Origin of the sequence: Streptomyces netropsis (genome assembly GCF_014203545.1) — a bacterium.
Taxonomy (GTDB): Bacteria; Actinomycetota; Actinomycetes; order Streptomycetales; family Streptomycetaceae; genus Streptomyces; species Streptomyces netropsis.
On the sequence record NZ_JACHJG010000004.1, the window covers coordinates 466,382 to 485,643 of the forward strand.

At 72.4% G+C, this 19,262-nt stretch carries 15 protein-coding genes; 4 read left to right on the forward strand and 11 right to left on the reverse strand.

What is annotated here, in order from left to right:
- Positions 1–66: 66 nt before the first annotated feature.
- The gene (locus FHS38_RS13215) at positions 67–1,080 is read right to left on the reverse strand and encodes an ABC transporter permease (protein WP_373301806.1); all 1,014 of its coding nucleotides are present in this window, start codon (positions 1,078–1,080) and stop codon (positions 67–69) included.
- A gap of 369 nt (positions 1,081–1,449) precedes the next feature.
- Here FHS38_RS13215 and FHS38_RS13220 point away from each other — a divergent pair, with 369 nt between their 5' ends.
- Positions 1,450–1,887 carry a subtilase-type protease inhibitor gene (locus FHS38_RS13220; protein ID WP_184733710.1) on the forward strand — a complete coding sequence of 146 codons (438 nt, stop codon included), beginning with the start codon at positions 1,450–1,452 and terminating at the stop codon, positions 1,885–1,887.
- Between the two features lie 131 nt (positions 1,888–2,018).
- On the opposite strand, the gene FHS38_RS13225 is transcribed toward FHS38_RS13220, so the two are convergent.
- The 8 genes from FHS38_RS13225 to FHS38_RS13260 form a co-directional block, all read right to left on the reverse strand.
- Positions 2,019–3,077 carry a S1 family peptidase gene (locus FHS38_RS13225; protein WP_184733788.1) on the reverse strand — a complete coding sequence of 353 codons (1,059 nt, stop codon included), beginning with the start codon at positions 3,075–3,077 and terminating at the stop codon, positions 2,019–2,021.
- A gap of 306 nt (positions 3,078–3,383) precedes the next feature.
- Positions 3,384–4,367, reverse strand: a complete 984-nt coding sequence (locus tag FHS38_RS13230) for a slipin family protein (RefSeq protein WP_229822439.1) — start codon at positions 4,365–4,367, stop codon at positions 3,384–3,386.
- 202 nt (positions 4,368–4,569) lie between these two features.
- Entirely contained in the window at positions 4,570–5,493 is a 924-nt protein-coding gene (locus tag FHS38_RS13235) for a S1 family peptidase (protein WP_184733711.1), read from the reverse strand.
- Between the two features lie 248 nt (positions 5,494–5,741).
- Complete coding sequence (locus FHS38_RS13240; protein WP_184733712.1) at positions 5,742–6,536, reverse strand: DUF1684 domain-containing protein; 795 nt, start codon at positions 6,534–6,536, stop codon at positions 5,742–5,744.
- 13 nt (positions 6,537–6,549) lie between these two features.
- Positions 6,550–7,911 carry an NtaA/DmoA family FMN-dependent monooxygenase gene (locus FHS38_RS13245; protein WP_184733713.1) on the reverse strand — a complete coding sequence of 454 codons (1,362 nt, stop codon included), beginning with the start codon at positions 7,909–7,911 and terminating at the stop codon, positions 6,550–6,552.
- Entirely contained in the window at positions 7,908–8,936 is a 1,029-nt protein-coding gene (locus FHS38_RS13250; protein ID WP_184733714.1) for an LLM class flavin-dependent oxidoreductase, read from the reverse strand. The genes FHS38_RS13245 and FHS38_RS13250 overlap by 4 nt, the downstream gene beginning before the upstream one ends.
- A 40-nt stretch (positions 8,937–8,976) precedes the next feature.
- A complete protein-coding gene (locus tag FHS38_RS13255) occupies positions 8,977–10,890 on the reverse strand; it encodes an FAD/NAD(P)-binding protein (RefSeq protein WP_184733715.1) in 1,914 nt (637 codons plus the stop codon).
- 503 nt (positions 10,891–11,393) lie between these two features.
- Positions 11,394–12,620 carry a DUF5685 family protein gene (locus FHS38_RS13260; RefSeq protein ID WP_184733716.1) on the reverse strand — a complete coding sequence of 409 codons (1,227 nt, stop codon included), beginning with the start codon at positions 12,618–12,620 and terminating at the stop codon, positions 11,394–11,396.
- A gap of 271 nt (positions 12,621–12,891) precedes the next feature.
- Between FHS38_RS13260 and FHS38_RS13265 the strand changes: the two genes are divergently transcribed.
- A complete protein-coding gene (locus FHS38_RS13265) occupies positions 12,892–13,335 on the forward strand; it encodes a cell division protein SepF (RefSeq protein ID WP_184733717.1) in 444 nt (147 codons plus the stop codon).
- Positions 13,336–13,462: 127 nt separating this feature from the next.
- On the opposite strand, the gene FHS38_RS13270 is transcribed toward FHS38_RS13265, so the two are convergent.
- Entirely contained in the window at positions 13,463–14,650 is a 1,188-nt protein-coding gene (locus FHS38_RS13270; RefSeq protein ID WP_184733718.1) for an acyl-CoA dehydrogenase family protein, read from the reverse strand.
- A gap of 126 nt (positions 14,651–14,776) precedes the next feature.
- Positions 14,777–16,462, reverse strand: coding sequence for an MFS transporter (locus FHS38_RS13275; protein ID WP_184733719.1), 1,686 nt, complete (start codon positions 16,460–16,462; stop codon positions 14,777–14,779).
- A 183-nt stretch (positions 16,463–16,645) separates the two neighbouring features.
- Here FHS38_RS13275 and FHS38_RS13280 point away from each other — a divergent pair, with 183 nt between their 5' ends.
- Positions 16,646–17,836 (forward strand): putative hexosyltransferase, encoded by a 1,191-nt coding sequence (locus FHS38_RS13280; RefSeq protein ID WP_229822422.1) that lies wholly within the window; start codon positions 16,646–16,648, stop codon positions 17,834–17,836.
- Between the two features lie 272 nt (positions 17,837–18,108).
- Positions 18,109–19,116 (forward strand): phosphatase PAP2 family protein, encoded by a 1,008-nt coding sequence (locus tag FHS38_RS13285; RefSeq protein ID WP_184733721.1) that lies wholly within the window; start codon positions 18,109–18,111, stop codon positions 19,114–19,116.
- Positions 19,117–19,262 lie beyond the last annotated feature (146 nt).

Here is a 19,262-nt window from a genome sequence, read left to right on the forward strand (position 1 = left end):
GGGGCGCGGGGAACCGCGCGACAAGCCGAAGCCGACCCGCAGTCGGCAACGCTTCCGGCGGAAGCCTCAGCGCGCGGTCCGGGGATCGAGCGCGTCCCGGACCGCGTCGCCGAGGAGGTTGAAGGCGAGGACGAAGACGAGGATGGCCACGCCGGGGAAGACCATGTAGGTCGGGTCGTCGTAGAAGACCTCGGAGCCCCGGGAGATCATCCGGCCCCAGTCGGGGACGGGCTCGTCGATGCCGACGCCGAGGAAGGACAGCGCGGCCTCGGCGGTGACGATGCCGGGCACGGCGAGCGTGATGTGGACGAGCACCGGCGCCCAGACGTTGGGCAGCAGTTCACGGAAGACGATGTGCCGACGGCTCGCCCCGAGGGCCCGTGCCGCTTCGATGAACTCCCGCTCGCGCAGCGACCGTACGGCCGTGCGCAGGACCATCGCCAGCGGCACCCAGCCGAAGGCGGCGAACACCAGGATGAGCACGGTGAACTGCATCCAGACGGGTTCGTTCTCGCCGGGGTCGACGAAGCGCGTCTCGACGACGGGGCCGAGCGCGAGGAGCAGCAGCAGTGTCGGGAAAGCGAGCAGCACATTGCATACGAAGGTGAAGGCCCGGTCGGCGATGCCGCTGAGGTAGCCGACGGTGACGCCGAGGACGATGCCGACGACGGCGATGACGGCGACGGAGGCCAGGGCGACCAGTAGTGACGTCCGCATGCCGTAGAGGAGTTGGGCGAGCACGTCGCGGCCGAGGCCGGGTTCGATGCCGAACCAGTGGTCGGCCGAGATGCCGCCGCCGGGCAGGACGGGCAGGCCCTCGGGGCTGAGCAGGCCGGGGGTGTTCTGCCCGTAGTGCTCGGTGGCGTCCTTGCCGTAGAGCGCGGCGATCAGCGGGGCGGCGAGCGCGAGGACGGCACACAGCAGGACGACGGCGAGCGCGGCCATGCCGGTCCGGTCGCGTCGGAAGGCGCGAACGGCAGTGACGAAAGGGCCGCGTGAGACGGGGCCCGAGGGTCTGCCTGAGTGCTCTTCGGCCATTGCTGCGGCGCTCCTGAATCGCTCCGGCCGCCGCGCTGTCATCGGGCGAGCCTCTTTTCAGCCGGACTGCGAGGGTCTCTCGAGGCGGGCTGCGGATCATTAGATCCAATGGTCAACCGCGCCGCAAATCATTCTTTTGAAGGCTTCTTTGTTATTTCAGCAATGATTACAAGGAATCCTTGCTGGTCAACACTCCTGAAACATTAATTCACACTATTCCCACCCAATCCGGGCACCCGTCAACACCCGTCGTTTCCCCGAGGACACATACGAGACCTGCCTCACACGAAATCGCGCCACTACACAGGGTTTTCAACCAGCGACTGAAAGTGTTCGATGAGCGTGCGTTCATGCTCGCCTTACGCAAGACTCCGTCCGTTATCTGAAGCAACCAACAAAGGAGTGTTCGTAATGCGGTACATCACTGGGGGGATCGCGCTGGGCGCCGCCGTGGCGCTGGGCGGCCTGTTGAGCGTCGGAACGGCGGCGACCGCCGCACCCTCGGCGCAGACGCAGAGCCTGTTCGCGCCCTCTGCACTGGTGCTGACCGTCGGTGAGGGCGAGAGCGCGGCGGACTCGGGCGTACAGCGCGCGGTGACACTCACCTGCACGCCGAAGGCCTCGGGTACCCACCCGGCCGCACGCGCCGCCTGCGACCAGCTGCGTGCCGTCGACGGGGACTTCAAGGCCCTCGTCACCACGAAGTCCGACCGGGTCTGCACCAAGGAGTACCGCCCGATCGTCATCACCGCGGAAGGTGTCTGGGACGGCCACCGCGTCTCGTACGAGCACAAGTTCGCCAACCCGTGCATGGCGTCGGACGGCAAGGGCGTCGTCTTCGAGTTCTGAGGCCACCGCCCCGGAACGACAGACAGCCCGGCATGACCCGCACGAAATGCACGACCCGCACATGGGGCGGCCCCCGGACACCGTGGAGGTGTGTCCGGGGGCCGCTGTCCGTGGAGAGCGGTCCGCGTCCGCTACGGAAGGGTCGCGCCGTACGCCGCCAGGGCCTCCCCCACCGGCTGATAGTAAGTCGTCCCGCCCGAGGTGCAGTTGCCGGTGCCGCCCGAGGTGAGCCCGAGCGCCCGGTCACCGGCGAAGAGGGCGCCGCCGCTGTCACCCGGCTCGGCACAGACGTCGGTCTGGATCAGCCCGGTGACCGTGCCCTCCTGGTAGTTCACCGTGGCGTCGAGGCCGGTGACCTTGCCGCCGCGCAGCCCGGTCGTGGACCCGCTGCGCGAGACGGCCTCCCGGAGGACCGCGTCACGGAAGCCGTGGATGGTCTGCGACCGGCCGTTGTGGAGGTTGACGGAGCGAGGGGGCGCGACAGTCGGGTCGGTGTATTCCGCGAGGGCGTGGTCGTTGCCCGGGAAGCTGGACCCGGCGGTGCGGGCGATCACCGGCCCGCCCCGGCTCGCGGACCAGTCGGTGACGGCGTTGCCGCAGTGACCTGCGGTCAGGAAGGCGGGCCTGCCGGCCCTGAGGACGTTGAACCCGAGCGAGCAGCGCGCGGTGGGACCGTAGATCGCGTCACCGCCCTGGACGAAGCGCATGAGCCTGGCGGACGACCTGTGCACCACCACCGTCTCGCCGAGGGAACCGACGACCTCGTTGAGTCGCTTCAGCTTCGCGCCCGTGACCGTGGGGTCGGCGGTGACGACGACGCGGTTGACTCTCGGGTCCGCCACCCAGGCGGTACCGGGGATCGCGGCCCGGGAGGCCAGCACCGACTTCGCGGAGGTGAGTCGGACCTGCGAGAAGCGGACGACCCTGGGCTCGGCACCGGCCTCGCGGACCTCTCCCGCGGCCTTCCGGTCGGTGATGTTGACGACGAGCTTCCTGGCTGCGGCGTCGTAGTACGAACCGGCCCCCACGTCCTTCAGCCGAGCGGGAAGCGTTCTCGCGAGTTGCCCGGCCGAGGCCGCGGACAACGCGCGCGGTTCCGGGGCGATCGAGGCGCCGGCGTTCTGCGGACCGAGGGTCACTGCCGCGAGCGCGGCCACCGCCGCGGCGGCCAGGGCGGTGCGCGCACGCATGAGGCTGGGCTTCAACTCGGCACCTCCAGTGGGGGTTGGGCCCGGCGGTAGGGGTGGCCTGGACCCGGAGGACAGGCGACACAGGCCCGCCTCCCCTGTACGAAAGGCGCGTCCATGCCAAGTTGCCCGTCGAGTATCCCGACCGGCGGAGGGAGTGCACAAGTATGAATTCCGGTTGCGCGCATGGCTATGCGCGCGCCCAGGGGCGCGCGCATCACGCTCGCGGGCGCGGGTGTCAGTCGCTACGAGAGGCAGGCGTTACGGAAGGGGGCGCGAGGGAGCGACTCCTCGGCAGAGCAAGCTGGCTCACACCGGCCCGGGCGGTATCCCTCCGGAGCCTGGCTCCGGCGGTCCACCTGTGCCCGGCGTCTCGCCATCAGCCCGGACGGACTGCGGGAACCCGGGCGGCAGCGCGGCGTCCGGAGTCGGCGACGGGTCCAGCGGCACCGATTCGGGAGCGGGCGGGACGGGCTCGGGAGGGGGCGGGGCCGGCTGTGGAGCCGGTGGCGCGGCGGGCGCGGGCGGGCCCTGCTGGGCCGACCGCTCCAGGAAGCGCAGCAGCTCCACGGGGAAGGGCAGCACCAGCGTGGAGTTCTTCTCGGCCGCGACCGCCACGATGGTCTGCAGGAGCCGCAGCTGGAGGGCGGAGGGCTGCTCGGACATGGTCGCGGCCGCCTCGGCGAGCTTCTTCGACGCCAGCAGCTCGGCGTCCGCGTTGATCACACGGGCCCGGCGCTCGCGCTCGGCCTCCGCCTGCCGGGACATCGAGCGCTTCATCGTCTCCGGCAGCGACACGTCCTTGATCTCGACGCGGTCGATGTGCACGCCCCAGCCGATGGCGGGGCTGTCGAGCATCAGCTCGAGCCCCTGGTTGAGCTTCTCCCGGTTGGAGAGCAGATCGTCGAGGTCGCTCTTGCCGATGATCGAACGCAGTGAGGTCTGGGCCATCTGCGAGACCGCGAAGCGGTAGTCCTCGACCTGGATGACGGCCTCGGCCGGGTCCACGACCTTGAAATAGACGACCGCGTCGACCCGCACGGTCACATTGTCCCGGGTGATGCCCTCCTGCGCGGGGACGGGCATGGTGACGATCTGCATGTTCACCTTGCGGAGCCGGTCGACGCCCGGCACGATCATGGTGAACCCCGGTGGACGGATCTCGTCCCGCAGCCGCCCGAGCCGCAGCACCACGCCGCGCTCGTACTGCTTGACCACCCGGGCCGCCGACGCCACGTACAGCGCGCAGACCGAGCCCGCGGCCACCGCCGCCACCACCAGCTCTTCGACCATCACGACCCCCAGCCATCCGCTTCGGGTGTCGTCTTCCACGGTATGCCCCCGGCGGGCAGGGGTCGAGCCCCCGACCCGGGCACGGATCGGGGGCTCTGGCACCCGCCGGCCGCAGGCGAGGGGGAAGAAGGTGCGTGCTCGCGGCCGGAAGGGGGTCGGACGGGTTCAGGTGTCGTGCGCGATGCTCAGGCGAGGACCGGTGTCAGGGGATGCTCACCCCGTAGGCGTTCAGTGCCTCGACGACCGGTTGGAAGAAGGTCGTCCCGCCGGAGCGGCAGTTGCCGCTGCCGCCGGAGGTGAGGCCGAGGGCGGTCGAGCCGGCGAACAGGGCGCCGCCGCTGTCACCGGGTTCGGCGCAGACGGTGGTGCGGATGAGGCCGGAGACCACATCGCCGTTGCCGTAGTTGACCGTGGCGTTGAGGCCGGTGACCTTGCCGCTCTTGAGACCGGTCGTGGAGCCGCTGCGCTGGACGCTCTGCCCCACGGTCGGGTTGGCGGCGGAGGTGATCTTCTGGGAGCTGCCGTTGTAGAGGTTGACCTCGCTCGGGTGCGCGATCGAGGTGTTGGTGTACTTCACGATCCCGTAGTCGTTGCCGGGGAAGCTCGATCCGGTGGTGGGGCCGATGCTGGTCGTGTGACCGGAGTTGCTGTAGTAAGCCGGGTTGCCCTCGGTGCAGTGGCCGGCGGTCAGAAGGTAGTACGTGCTGCCGCTGCGGACGTTGAAGCCGAGCGAGCAGCGCCAGCTCGGGGCGTAGATGGCGTCGCCGCCGCGCAGGAACTTCGAGAAGGTGCCGGAGACCCGCTCGACGCGTATCGCGTCGGCGTTGGCGCCCGCCTCCCGTTTGATCTTCGCTATCTCCGCCGCGGAGACGGTGGAGTCCGCGGAGACCAGGAGCGTGCCGGTCTTCTTGTCGACCATCCAGGCGGTGCCGGGGACGTCCGCGGTCCGCACGGCCGAGGACGCCGCGGACAACTGGGCGGCGGTCGCGGGTGCCGCGGCCGAACCGGCCTCGGCGTGGGCGTTGGTGGCGACGAGTGCGGACGCGGCCGCGAGCGAGGACGCCACGGCGATCAGCCGAGCGCGTCTCGCGGTACCGCTGCGGGGGGTGGTGCGCTTGATCCTCACGTTGTTCCTCCCGAGTGGGGTCGGGGGTCCGCCGGGGTGCGCGGGCCCGTGAGGCGCAGCCAAGAGGCACACCGGGTTCCGCTTTCGCCGTGCCCCTGACAAGCGCTGTTCGGGAGTATTCGGGCCGTGGACCTTGCGGCGCAAGAGCACCTTTCGGACGCCCGTCCGGGCACGACCGAGAGCCCCGACGGCTTGTGCCGCCGGGGCGGGGCGCGGTTCGACCCACCGGGTCGCACCGCTTCGACGGGTCATCGGGCGATGGGGTTCCGCTCCCCCGCCGGGACGTCGATCGGCAGGGTGTTGCCGGGCGGCGGGAAGGGGCAGACGAAGTGGTCGGCGAAGGCGCAGGGCGGCAGCAGCGCACGGTTGAAGTCGACGGTCACCTTGCCGTCGGCGTCGGGCGCCGGCGGCCGCAGGAAGCGGAAGCGGTAGCTGGACCCGCCGCTCGTGCCGTCGGCGAACACCGTCCACAGCGAGCCGTCGGCCTCGGTCGCGACCCGCAGCGTGTGCGTCTCGCCGCCGACGGTGAACGCCAGCTCACCGGCGAGGCCGAGCCCCCGCTCCCGCCCGTCGGCGTTCTCCACCGCGACCGTGCGGTGCTGCTCGTACGGGCGGAACAGCCCGGGCAGCACCCAGCGTTCGTCGTGGTCGAAGACGTCGATGCCGGCGAACTCCCGGCGGTTCGCCGCGTCCGGGTCGAAGACCCGGACCGCCCACAGCCCCTCGCGGCGCAGCACCGGCAGCCGCCGGTCGCCGTGTGCGACGCGGGCTGTCTCGGGACCGCCGTCGACGGTGAGCCGGACCGTGCCCGTGAACGGCCGCCCGTCGACGGTCAGGCCGTCGGCCGCCGTGGCGGTGAGCAGCACGTCGTCACCCTCGTCGGTCCACTGCCCCGGGGCGGCCGGAATTCGCCCCTCCAAGTTATGGGCGATATCGGCGAGCCAGTATGTGCCGGTGAGCGCGAGTGGCCCGTACGGTGCCGAGACCGCCTCGGTGCGCTGCTCGCGCCACGCCTTCCACTGCTGTTGTGCGTCAGAGCTCATGGTCGCCAACCTTTCACGCTATTTTCACCGCGGGCAGCGGCAGGCCGAGATGCTCGCGGAGAGTCGAGCCCGTGTACTCCGTACGGAACGCGCCACGCTCCTGGAGCAGGGGCACCACCTGGTCGACGAAGTCGTCGAGCCCGCCCGGGGTGAGGTGCGGAACGAGGATGAAGCCGTCGGCGGCGTCCGCCTCGACGAACCGCGTCAGCCCGTCGGCGACCTCCGACGGGGTGCCGACGAAGGACTGCCGTCCGGTCGTCTCGATCACGGTCTGCCGTATCGAGAGTCCCTTGGCCCGGGACAGGGCGCGCCACTTGGCGGCGACGGCGAGGGGGTCGGCGATCCTGACCCGACCCTGGGCCACCTCGCCGCCGGGGTCGGGGTCGATCTCGGGCAGCGGACCGTCCGGGTCGTAGCCGGACAGGTCCCGGCCCCAGACCTGTTCCAGGGCGAGCAGCGCGGTCTGCGGCGAGACCTGCGCCGCGCGGATCTCCGCGGCCTTCTCCTGGGCCTCGGCGGCGGTGTCGCCGAGGACGAAGGTCACGCCCGGCATGATCTTCAGGTCCTCGGGCCGTCGGCCGTGCGCGGCGAGGCGGCGTTTGACGTCGGCGTAGAAGGCGCGGCCCGCCTCCAGGGTGCCGTGCCGGGTGAAGACGACGTCGGCGGTGGCGGCGGCGAAGTCGCGGCCCTCGTCGGAGTCGCCCGCCTGGATGACGACGGGGTGCCCCTGCGGGGAGCGCGCCACGTCGAACTGCCCGGCGATGTCGAAGTGCCGCCCGTGGTGGGCGAAGGGGCGTGGCGTTCCGTCGGGTGCCCAGGAGTCCCACAGCTCGCGGGCGGTGGCGACGAACTCCGCGGCGCGGGTGTAGCAGTCGGCCCGGTCGAGATAGCCGCCGCGCCGGAAGTTCTCCCCGGTGAAGGCGTCGGAGGTGGTGACCACGTTCCAGGCGGCGCGACCGCCGCTGAGGTGGTCGAGGGAGGCGAGCCGGCGGGCGAGTTCATAGGGCTCGTTGAAGGTGGTGTTGACCGTCGCGGCCAGGCCGAGCCGTTCGGTGACGGCCGCGAGGGCGTTCAGCACGGTGATCGATTCGGGCCGGCCGACCACGTCGAGGTCGTGCACCTGCCCCTTGTGCTCGCGCAGCCGCAGCCCCTCGGCGAGGAAGAAGAAGTCGAACAGCCCGCGTTCGGCGGTGCGCGCGAGGTGCTCGAAGGAGGCGAAGTCGATCTGGCTGCCGAAATGAGGGAGGCGGCGCGCAGCGTCTCCGGCAGGGGTGGTGGTCGGGCCGGCGGGCGGGACGGCCCAGACGGTGGTGTTGTTGACGCCGGGGAAGTGCGCGGCGAGGTGGAGCTGCCGGTGCCCGGTGCGGGTGGTCATGCGGTCTCCCTGGCGAGCGCGTAGCGGTTGGCGGGGCGGGGCAGACACAGGTGCTCGCGGAGGGTCGCGCCCGGGTAGAAGGAGCGCGGCAGACCGCGGTGCTGGAGTACGGGCACTGTGCCGTCGACGAGCAGCGCGAGGTCGCGGTCGACGTCCGTCGGCCGGAAGTGGAAGCCGTCCACCACGCCGTCCGCGTACCAGGTGCCGACCAGGTCCGCGAGGGCGACGGCGTCGGCGCTGGTGTGGAGCGCGACGGACAGGGAGGCGAGGATCACGGTCCGGGCGGGGACGCGGCCCTCGGCGCGGACACGGCGGCGTAAGTCGTCGGCGGCGGCGCGGACCGCCCTCAGACCGCAGGCGTTCCGGGTCCGGATGAACGCGACGTCGGCGTGGCGGGCGGCGGCCGCGCGGGGCAGCGGTTCGGTGGCGTCGACGGCGACGACCGGCCGGCCCTGCGGGGGCCGGGGCACGATGGCGGGGCCGCGGACGCTGAAGCGGGGGCTTTCGAAGTCGACGTGGTGCAGCTTGTCGCGGTCGATGAACCGTCCGGTCGCCACGTCGCGGATCTCCGCGCCGTCCTCCCAGCTGTCCCAGAGCCGGGCGACGACATCGGTGACCGCCTCCGCCTCCCGCCACAGCTCCGCGGCGGGCAGGGCGGGCCGGGGGCCGAAGTGCCGTGCCTCGGCCGGGGTCGCGGAGACCCCGACGGACCAGCCCGCCCGGCCCCGGCTCACCCAGTCCAGGGTGGCGACGGCGGAGGAGACGTGGAAGGGCTCGGTGTAGGTGGTGGTGACGGTGGGCACCAGCCCGATCCGCCGGGTGGCGGGCGCGACCCGGGACAGCGTGGCGAGGGCGTCGGGGCGGCCCTGCCCCCGCCGGGGCGGGGTGAAGCCGTCGCCGAGGGTGACGAAGTCGAGTCGGCCGCGCTCGGCGAGACGGGCCGCGCGGACGTACGGCTCGGCGTCGAAGACGCCGGGCCGGTCGATGGCGACGGCCAGGTGCAGGGGCCGGGTGGGTACGGGCATGGGGGTTCCCTGGGTAGGTGTGGGTGAGGGTCGCGGAGGTTCAGGCACCGGCGCTTGGCACGCCGCGACAGGAGAGCCCGCGCAGGAAGGTGAGGGCGGCGCGGGCGAGGGCGTCGTTCTGCCGGAAGGCGGGCGCGTTGCTCCGGGGCCGGGCGAAGGCGCCGGAGGCGCGGGCGTCGGTGTGCGGCCCGAGGGCGAAGCGGCGCGGGTGCGGCCGGCCGTCGCGGCCCAGGATGCGGGCGTCGCCGGGGTCGACGGCGAGCAGCCCGGCGGGCGTGACGGCGCTCTCGCCGTACAGGCCGCGCAGCAGCGGATCGCGGGAGCGGGCGACGGTGGGCGCGGGCAGCCGGGCTTCGACGAGCGCGGCGGCCTCGACGCCCGGCCCGGGCGCGCTCGCCCCGCGTGCCCGGAAGAGGCCGCGCACGGCGTCGGTTTCGACGCGTGTGTCCGCGCCGAGGAAGCGCACCACGCCCGCGCGGGAGAGCGCGAGCAGTTGTCGCAGCCGGGGGCCGGGCGGTCCGGAGGCCAGGTAGCTGAAGAAGCCGTGCCACCGGGGGCCGGTGTCGCCGAGGCGGACGAGCTGCCCGTAGACGGAGAGCAGACCGAGGAAGACGGCGAGGTCGGGGCTGTGGCGCGGGTCGTGGCGGCGGGCGAGGTCGGCTTCGATGTGGGCCCGCAGCCCGTCCTGCAGGGAGTCGGCGCCCGGGAAGCGCACCCCGTCCAGGGGGTGGTCGAGCGCGGTCAGGTCGAGCCGGTCGGCGGGGTCGGGGACGCAGGAGGCGACGAGTGCCCGGAGTTCGGCGCTGCCCGCGTCGAGGTCGGCGTACCTCTTCTCGAACTCCGGCCAGTCGACGCCCGTCCGCTCCGGGTGGGCGGTGAACAGCCGGTGGTAGTGGGCGAAGCCCAGCTCCTTGTCGATCAGGGGCCACAGGTCGCGGTGGAAGTCGAGCGGCCCGGGCCGGGGGCGCAGTTCCTCGACCTCGGCGGGGCCGAGGAAGCGGGGCAGCGGGGGCCGCTCGCCCCGCCAGGTGTAGCCGATCTTCGAGCGGTACGGGACGCCGCGGCGCGATCCGACGTGCAGGACGGGTTCGCGCCCGGAGGGGTGGTACGTCACGGTGCCTTCGGCATCCGTCGTGTAGCGCCCGCCGCGCCCTTCGGTCAGCAGGACCATCAGGTCGAAGAAGGCGAGGCCGAAGCCGCGGACGATGACCGGCTCGCCGGGGCGCAGACCGCGCAGATCGCTGTCGGCGGTGAACTCGGGTGGCAGGTACGTCAGTCCACGGGTGGCGGCGAAGGCGGCGAGGGTGCTCTCTTCGGCGTCGGGTTCGGCGGTCAGATGGCCGAGGGCGAGCACGACCAGGTCGGCGACGAGCGGCTCGGCCTGCCCTTCCAGCCACACCCGTTGCCGCCCGCCGCGCGGCCCGGAGACGCGTACGGCTCGTCGCCGGTGCTCGTGGACGGTGATCCCGGGCGGCAGGGCGGCCACCGATCGTTCGTACACCCAGCCGAGATAGGCGCTCTGCAACCGCCTACTGGCGAAGCTCTGTCCGGTCAGCCCCCGTGCCTCGGCCGCCGTTTCGGCGTCGAGCGGGGCGTGTTCGGCCCCGTCGCGGATCCCGGCCGCCCACTCGGCGAGCGAGGGGCCGGGCACGACCGGGCCCTCGCGTTCCACGGACGCGTCGGTGTACATCGTGACGTCCTCGGCGAGGGAGTTCATCCACAGCAGCGGTGACTGGTCGGACCGCCAGATCCGGCCGCCGCCGGGCGGGTACGGGTCCACGAGGTGCAGGTCGAGGCGCCCGCCCGCGAAGAGCCGGGGCGCGTTGGCGGCGAGCCGCTCGACGAGGCCGGTGCCGCGCGGGCCCGCGCCGACGAGGACGAGGGAGGGGGCGAGGCCGGGGGCGACCGGGGAGTCGACGGGGAGGGAGGCCGGGTACGGGGGGCACGCGGGCATGCGCAGGCTCCGTGGATGCAGAGATCGAACACGGGACGGTGGCGCCTTCACAGTTGGCCGCGCCCCTCAGCACGGGCCAAGGCTTGAGGCTATTCCGGGGCCACGGCTCGCTGTCAAGCCTGTCCGAACTCTGAGCACCGCATCTCACCGGACGACCGGTACGGGATTGACGCGGAAACGGATGGCTGTTCCACTTACCCCATGGACTCAGGACATCGGCTGGTCACGCGGGGCCACATCGACTTCGGTCGGGTGTGGTCGGCGTCCTGTTCGGGCTGACTCCGCCCGCCGGCGCCCGACGCCGGCCCGCCATGTCATGGCGCGGCCACCGGCGTTGACGGGGCAGCCGAGGCACTCCCGCCCGCATCACGCCGTTTCAGCACGTCTTCACGTCCGCGGCCGTCGGCCGCATCCCCTCCCCCTCGCACGATCCGCTCCACCCTGCCGCGCCCGCCGGGCCGGAGTCCTGGCACCTCCGGCCCGGCACACGTACCTACGTGGCGTCAGCAGTCACAGCCGCAGTCGCAGTCGCATCCCTCACAGCACTTACCGCAACAGTCACAGCAGTCACAGCAATTGCCACAGTCGCCGCAGTCACCGCAGTCGCACTTGTGGCACCAACCCTCGCGCTTCTCGCCGTCCCAGGGGTCGTGGTACTCCCCGCTGCAGCACACCTGGCACGTGCAGAAGAGCGCGGACCAGACCGCACAACCGGCCAGCAGCCCGCGCCGCCTCCCCCGCCTCGGCGGCTCCGGCGGCGCGCCGGGCGGCATCACCGGCGGCGGCCCGAAGGCGCCTTGGTGCCCCTCGTGCGCTTGGTGCCCCTCGGCCCCTTGATGCTCCTGGTGTCCGCAGCCGGACGTGCCGAACGCCCGGTCGACCGCGCGTTCCAGCTCGTGCACCAGCAGCAGGTGCGCGAGCCTGCCCTGCCCCTTGCTGCCGAACTCGACCTCGCGCAGCGCCAGCCGCACCCCGTGCGCGGCGTCGTCGCACAGCCGCCGCGCCTCGGCGAGGTCGGTCCCCGTCGCGGCGATCGGGTTCCACGCACCGGCCTCGGCGTCCTCGGCCAAGTCCTCGACGGCGTCCAGCAGATGCGCGAGCCGTCCGAAGAGCCGGCCCGCCTCCTCCAACGGCGCCCGGTTCTCCGGCCGTCCGGCCAGCACCGCCGTGTACCCGAAGGCGGCGGCGGTGGCCGTCTCGGTCGGCTCGGTGACCTCCAGCAGCGGTGTGCCGATTCCGGCCAGTGCCTCGATCCCCGACTGCCGCTCGACGGCCTCGACCAGCACGGAGGTGTCGAACCCCAGGTCCGAACCGGTGCGCGCGCCCGCCCGGTCCCACTTGGCGGCGACCTTGCGGGCCGCGGCCGCCACCGGCCGCCGCGCCAACATTCCGTCACCGTCGGCGACATGGTCGCGCATCTTCGCCGAGGCCAGCACGAGCGAGACGGAGGCCGCCAGCCGCGCGCCCTCACCCTTCGCCACGGACGCGGTGCGCATGCCGCGCAGCGGACACGGCCCGGCCGTACGCCGCCAGGAGTTCGCCCCTTCGGAACGGGGCGACTGCGCCTCGACGAGGACGGATATGATCAGCCCGTCATAATTCGTGGCTATTCGCGCGAACTGACCGTGATCCCCCCTCAGGGTGAGACACAGTCCGCAGAGATGAGCCATCCACTCGGCCCGCATCCCTTCGGACAGCCGGTGCCTGCAAGGCCTGATAATCCCGAACAAATCCCGCCCCCGTGTGTGGTGCCGATCAACCCGGGCATCCTAATGACCGGAGGAACGCGCCGAGCCGGGGCCCACACCCCGATCGTCGTCGCATATGCCCAGGTCCAGCGCCTGTGGCGGACATCTCGGGGTTTCTGACGCATCGCCAACCGCTTTGCACCAGATGCGTCACGAAATCCACGTGTGGCGGCTATCCACTTGGCACATCATCCGCATCATGGACGACCATAGAGGAGCGGGCGGAACACACCGCGTGTGAGAGGAGGCGTCCATGGGATCGGTGCGCAAGGCGAGTGCCTGGCTTGGCCTCGTCGACGACAGCGATGACGAGCGCTACTACGACGACGACTACGCCGACGCCGAGGGACCGGTGCCCGGCGACTCCTGGGTGACCAACCCGAAGGTGCTGGTGACCGACGAGGCCGCGCAGGAGCAGGGCACCCGCATCGCCACGGTCACCCCGGACGGCTTCCGGGACGCCCGTGGCATCGGCGAACTGTTCCGGGAGGGTGTCCCGGTGATCGTGAACCTCACCAGCATGGAGCCCAACGACGCCAAGCGCGTCGTGGACTTCGCGGCCGGCCTGACCTTCGGCCTGCGCGGCACGATCGAGCGCGTGGCCAACCGCGTCTTCCTGCTCACCCCCGCCGACTACAAGGTGGTCAGCGGCGAGCACACGGGCCGCGCGAACGGCGGCTTCTTCAACCAGAACTAGCGCGGTCGGGGGTTACCGGCTGGGGGTCCGGGGGTCGCCCCCCGGAAGACGCAGCAACCAGAACCAGCACGGTCGGGGGGTTACCAGCCGGGGGTCCGGGGGTCGGAAGCGACAGGGGGGTGGGTGCTCACCGGAACGCGTCGAGGCCGGTGAGCGCCTTGCCCAGCACGAGCTGGTGCATCTCGACGGTGCCTTCGTAGGTGAGCACCGATTCCAGGTTCGTGGCGTGCCGCATCACGGGGTATTCCAGCGAGATCCCGTTCGCGCCGAGGATCGTACGGGCCGTACGACAGATCTCGATCGCCTCCCGCACGTTGTTGAGCTTGCCGAAGCTGACCTGCTCCGGCCGCAGTTTCCCCGCGTCCATCCGCCGCCCCAGATGGTGGGCGAGCAGGATGCCCTTGTGCAGCTCCACGGCCATGTCGGCGAGCTTGGCCTGGGTGAGCTGGAAGCCGCCGATCGGCTTGCCGAACTGCTCACGGGTCCTCGCGTAGTCGAGCGCCGACTCGAAGCTCGCGCGTGCGGCGCCCATCGAGCCCCAGACGATGCCGTAGCGGGCGTGGCTGAGGCAGCTGAGCGGCCCGCGCAGCCCGGTGACCTCCGGGAGCACCGCGTCGGCGGGCAGCCGTACCTCGTCGAGGACGAGCTCGCTGGTGACGGAGGCGCGCAGCGACCACTTGTGCCGGATCTCGGGTGCGGAGAAGCCGGGACGGTCGGTGGGGACGACGAAACCGCGGATGCCGTCGTCGGTCTGTGCCCAGACGACCGCGACCCCGGCCACCGAGCCGTTGGTGATCCACATTTTGCGGCCCGTCAGCACCCAGTCGTCGCCGTCGCGCTTGGCGTGGGTGCGCATGCCCGCGGGGTCCGAGCCGTGGTCGGGTTCGGTGAGCCCGAAGCAGCCGATGATCTCGCCGGCGGCCATGCCGGGCAGCCACTGCCGCTTCTGCTCCTCGGAGCCGAAGCGGTGGATGGCGTACATCGCGAGGGAGCCCTGGACGGAGACGAGCGAGCGGATGCCGGAGTCGGCGGCCTCCAGCTCCAGGCAGGCGAGGCCGTACTGGACGGCGCTGGCACCCGCGCAGCCGTAGCCGGTGAGCTGCATGCCGAGGGCGCCGAGGGAACCCAGCTCGCGGGCGAGTTCACGGATGTCGGGCAGTTCGCCGCGCTCGTACCAGTCGGCGATGTGGGGCAGCACCCGGTCGGTGGCCCACCGGCGGACGGTGTCGCGTACGGCCAGGTCCTCGTCGGTCAGCAGATCGTCGAGGCCCAGCGGGTCGCGCGGATCGAACGACGGCAGCGTGCGTACGGACATGCTCGGCCTCCGGCTCGGGACGGACGCGATCTCCGCCCGCGGTGTGATCATCCCAGTCGCCCCGACGCTACGACCGGGTAACCCCCGCCGTCCAGACCCTCGTGGGCCGAGCCACGCGGTGCGCCGTCAGCCCGCCGTGGCCCCGCCCACCGGGGCACGGTCGCGAGGCGCTGCCTCGCCGTCGCCTGCGTCACAGGGCGAACCCCCGCCGGACGGCGCGCCGCACTCCATGACGCGCGGCAGGCGCAGCGCCGCGAGCGCGCCGAGGAGCAGCAGCCCGGCGCTGACGACGAGGGTGACGTGCAGGCCGTGGACGAAGGAGTCGCGTGCGGCGGTGCGCAGGGCCTCGCCGGCCGGGCCGCCGAGGCGGTGCGCGACCTCGTACGCCTCGCCGAGCGAGTGGCTCGCGGCCGCACCGGCCGCGCTCGGCACACCGGGGGCGGAGGTGACGCCGGGGGCGTAGGCGGCGTTCATGACGGTGCCCAGGAGGGCGATGCCGATGCCGGCGCCGAGTTGGTAGGAGGTCTCGCCGATCGCGGCGGCGCCGCCCGCGGACTCGGCGGCGGCCTCGCTGAGCATGGACTCGTACGCCCCGAAGAGCGTGGTCTCCAGGCCGAAGCCGAGGAGGACGAAGCCCGCGACGAGGACACCGGGCCGGTCGTGCTGGCCCATCAGCGTCAGGGAGAGGACCGCCGCGGCGGTCAGGACGAAGCCAAGGCTCACCATCGCGCGGGGGCCGAAGCGGTGCAGCATGCGGGAGCCGGCGAGGCCCGAGGCCATCGCGGCGAGGGTGAGCGGCAGCAGCCGCAGACCGGTTTCGAGCGGGGTGAGGCCGAGGACGAGCTGGAGGTACTGGGCGGCTATCAGCTCGAGGCCGACCAGCGCCAGCATGGCCAGCACGATGCAGCCCACGGAGGTGCCGAAGGCCGGCCGGGCGAACAGGCTGAGGTCGACGAGGGGGTGCTTGCGGCGCCGCTGCCGGCGGGTGAAGAGGATCAGCAGGGCGACGCCGAGGGCCGTCGGCACGACGGTGGCGAGGCTCAGCAACTCGCCGCCGCCCGCCCGCTTCACGCCGAGGACCACGCCGAACAGTCCGAAGGCGGCCATCAGCGCGCCGAGGACGTCCCACGGTCCGTTGCGGTCGCCGGTCGACTCGGGCAGCAGCCATCGTCCGATGGGGAGGCTGACCACCATCAGCGGGATGTTGATGAGGAAGACCGAACCCCACCAGAAGTGTTCGAGGAGGAATCCGCCGAGCAGCGGGCCGGCGGCCGCGCCCACGGCGGCCACGGCGCTCCAGATGCCGATGGCCAGCGCCCGCTCCCGGCGGTCGGGGAAGACCTGCCGGAGGATCGAGAGCGTCGCGGGCATGATCATCGCGCCGCCGACGCCGAGCAGCGCCCGGGCCCCGATGAGCACCTCCGGCGTGGTGGCGACCGCGGCGAGCGCGGAGGCGACGCCGAAGAGCCCGTAGCCGAGGAGGAGCACCCGGCGGCGGCCCACCCGGTCGCCGAGGGTGCCGAAGAGGATGAGGAGCGAGGCGCAGACGAGGGGGTAGACGTCGACGATCCACAGCAGCTGGATCGCACCGGGCCGCAGGTCCTCGGTGACGGCCGGCACGGCGACGTGCAGCACGGTCGCGTCGACGGCGACCAGCAGCAGGCTGACGCACAGGACGACGAGCACGGTCCAGCGGCTCGCCCCGGCTCCCGGCCCGTGCCCGCGGCGCGGCCGCTGCCGCTGGCCGTACCGGGACCGCTGCCGGGGAACGCCCGCCGCCCGTGAGGGGCCGGCCGTGGTCGTCCCGGACATTCACACACCTCCGTGTCATGCGCGCTCGCCGCCGACCGCGGACCTTGGGGGACTGTGGACCCGCAGGTGACCTGGGCGAGTGAGTCGACAGCGTACGCGAGTCCCGGACCGTCATACGTGGCCTCGCTCACGTCGAACGACGGACCGCCCGGGGCACGGGTGTGCATGCTGGACAATCGGTCGGTGACCGATCTCGCTTCCCCCACCACCTCGGGCGCCCCCGCGGCCGCCGGTACGGGCCGTCTTCCCGGCGCCCGCGCGGCGCTGCGGCACGCCGCCCCCGCGCTGCTGGTGTACGCGGGGATCCGGTGCTTGGGAATCGTGGTGCTCGCGGTGTGGGGGTGGGCCGCGGGCAAGGATCCGCACCAGCTGCTCTCGGCCCGCTGGGACTCCCTCTGGTACTCCCGGATAGCCGAGGACGGCTACGGCTACACGCTGCATCTCAGTGGCGGCAAGGTCCACTCCGATCTGGCGTTCTTCCCGCTGCTGCCCTGGCTGGAGCGGACGCTGTCCGCCGTCTTCCCGCTCTCGGCCGCCGACGCGGGGCTCGCGATCAGCGCCGTCGCCTCGCTCTTCGCCGCCTGGGCGGTCTTCGCGGTCGGCGACCGGGTCGGCGGGCGGCGCACCGGCATCGCGCTCGCCGCGCTGTGGGCGGCGCTGCCGGTCGGCATCGTGCAGTCGATGGCCTACTCCGAGTCGCTCTTCACGGCGCTGGCCGCGTGGAGCGTGTACTGCGTGCTGACCGGGCGGTGGGTGTGGGCGGGTTCACTCGCGGCACTGGCCGGGCTGACCCGGCCGGTGGGGGCGGCGGTCGTCGCGGCCGTGTGGATCACAGCGGCGGTGACGCTGCTGCGGGCACGCCGCACGGGCGGGAAGGAGCCGCTCGCCCGGATGGCGCTCGGGGTGGTGCTCGCTCCGCTCGGCTGGCTCGCGTACTTCGCCTGGGTCGGCGTGCGGACCGGGAGCGTGACCGGCTATCTGGACGTGCAGGGCGGCTGGGGCAACGGCTTCGACGGGGGGCTGGCCTTCGGTTCCTTCATCGCCGGGCGCCTCACGGGCTCCGCCTGGCCCGCCGGGGTCGGCCTGCTGATCGGCGTCGCCCTGGTGATCCGGCTGTACGTGGCGGGGGTCCGGCAGCGCCAGCCGCTGCCGCTCCTCGTCTACGCCGGGGTGGTCCTGCTGCTCGCCCTGACCGCCAAGGGGTACTTCGGCTCCAAGCCGCGCCTGATGATGCCCGCCTTCCCGCTGCTGCTGCCCCTCGCGGCGGCGCTCGCGCGGCTGCGGACGGCCCGGGCGGTGGGGACGGTCGCGGTGGTGGCGCTGGTGTCGGCGCTCTACGGAGCGTTCTGGCTGCACGGCTCCGGCCCGCCATGATCGTTGATTCGGGGGCCGGACCGGACCGGCGGGAAACGGCGCGGAACGCCTCGGCCAAGCACTGATAAACGGTGTCGCACAAAAGAGAATTAACGCATCGCGGACCTCGTACGGCATCCGGCGGGGGATTCTTTAGGCGTTTCTTATTCCCGCTGGTCGAAGTCTGCTCGAAGTGATGACGGTCCGGCTTGAGACGCATTCCACATCACATCGCCATCACAATGAGGCCTGATCGGCCGAAGCCTCCCGTCACGCAATGTAACGTCCATTGAGTGCGTACCAACGACGAGCTCGCCCACGTGGAGGAGCACCCCACCGAACCCGTGCGACCACGGATGACCCGGACACGTCTGGGGATCTTCGTGGCGACCCTCACGGTCTACGTGGCGATCGTGGTCGGCGTGCTCACCACGTCCTGGCCCGTGCGCTTCGACTGGCAGGTCATGCTCTTCCGGCCGTACAAGCAGTGGCCGGAGATCCACACCTTCCTCGACTACTTCGTGGTCCTGGGCCAGCGCGGCCCGACCGCGGTCGCGGTGGCCGCCTGGCTGGGCTGGTGCACCTACCGGCAGAAGACCCTGCGTCCGCTGCTGGTGCTGGGCACCTCGCTGCTGCTGCTCAACGCCACCGTGGGCGCCGCGAAGATCGGCATGGGCCGGCTCGGCCCGCACTACGCCACCTCGATCGGCTCCAACGAGATGTTCGCCGGCGGCGACATATTCCCCTCCGGCCACACCGCGAACGCGGTGGTGACCTGGGGCGTCCTCGCCTATCTGGCCACCACGCCGCGCAGCCGCCGGGTCGCCTCCGTCAGCGCCGCGCTCCTCGCGCTCGGGGTCGGCATGACGACCGTGTACCTGGGCACCCACTGGATCAGCGATGTGACGCTCGGCTGGAGCGCCGGACTGCTGGTGCTGCTCTCCCTGCCGTGGTTCGAGGCGCCGATGGCGGTCGCCGAGGCGTGGCTGCTGGGCATCTGGCACCGGCTGCGCGAGCGCACCGCTCTCGTACCGGCCCCCGTCGCGCCGATCGCCCTGGGCGGCCCGCGCACCCCGGTCGACGACGAACTGCCCGCCCGCGAGCCGGTGGGCGCCGGAAGCCGCGCCGGTGCGCGCGTGCCCGACGGCAGGCCCCACCTGTCGCCCCGGCCGCACACGACCCGCTCCGAGCGGACGCCGGTCACCCCGACCGGCAGCCGCCGCCCGCCGCACTCCGACCGGGCGCCGCGCACCTCGCCGGTGCTCCCGGCCACGGGCCGCGGCCGCACCGTCGGCGGCTGACCGGACCACCGAGCGCGGGGCGGTACGCACCACTCCCCCGCGCCGGAACGACGCGCCGTACGGATCGGCCCCGGAAGCTCTCACCGAGCTTCCGGGGCCGATCTGCATGAGAGCTTCCGGGGCCGATCCGCATGCGGCGGCACGCG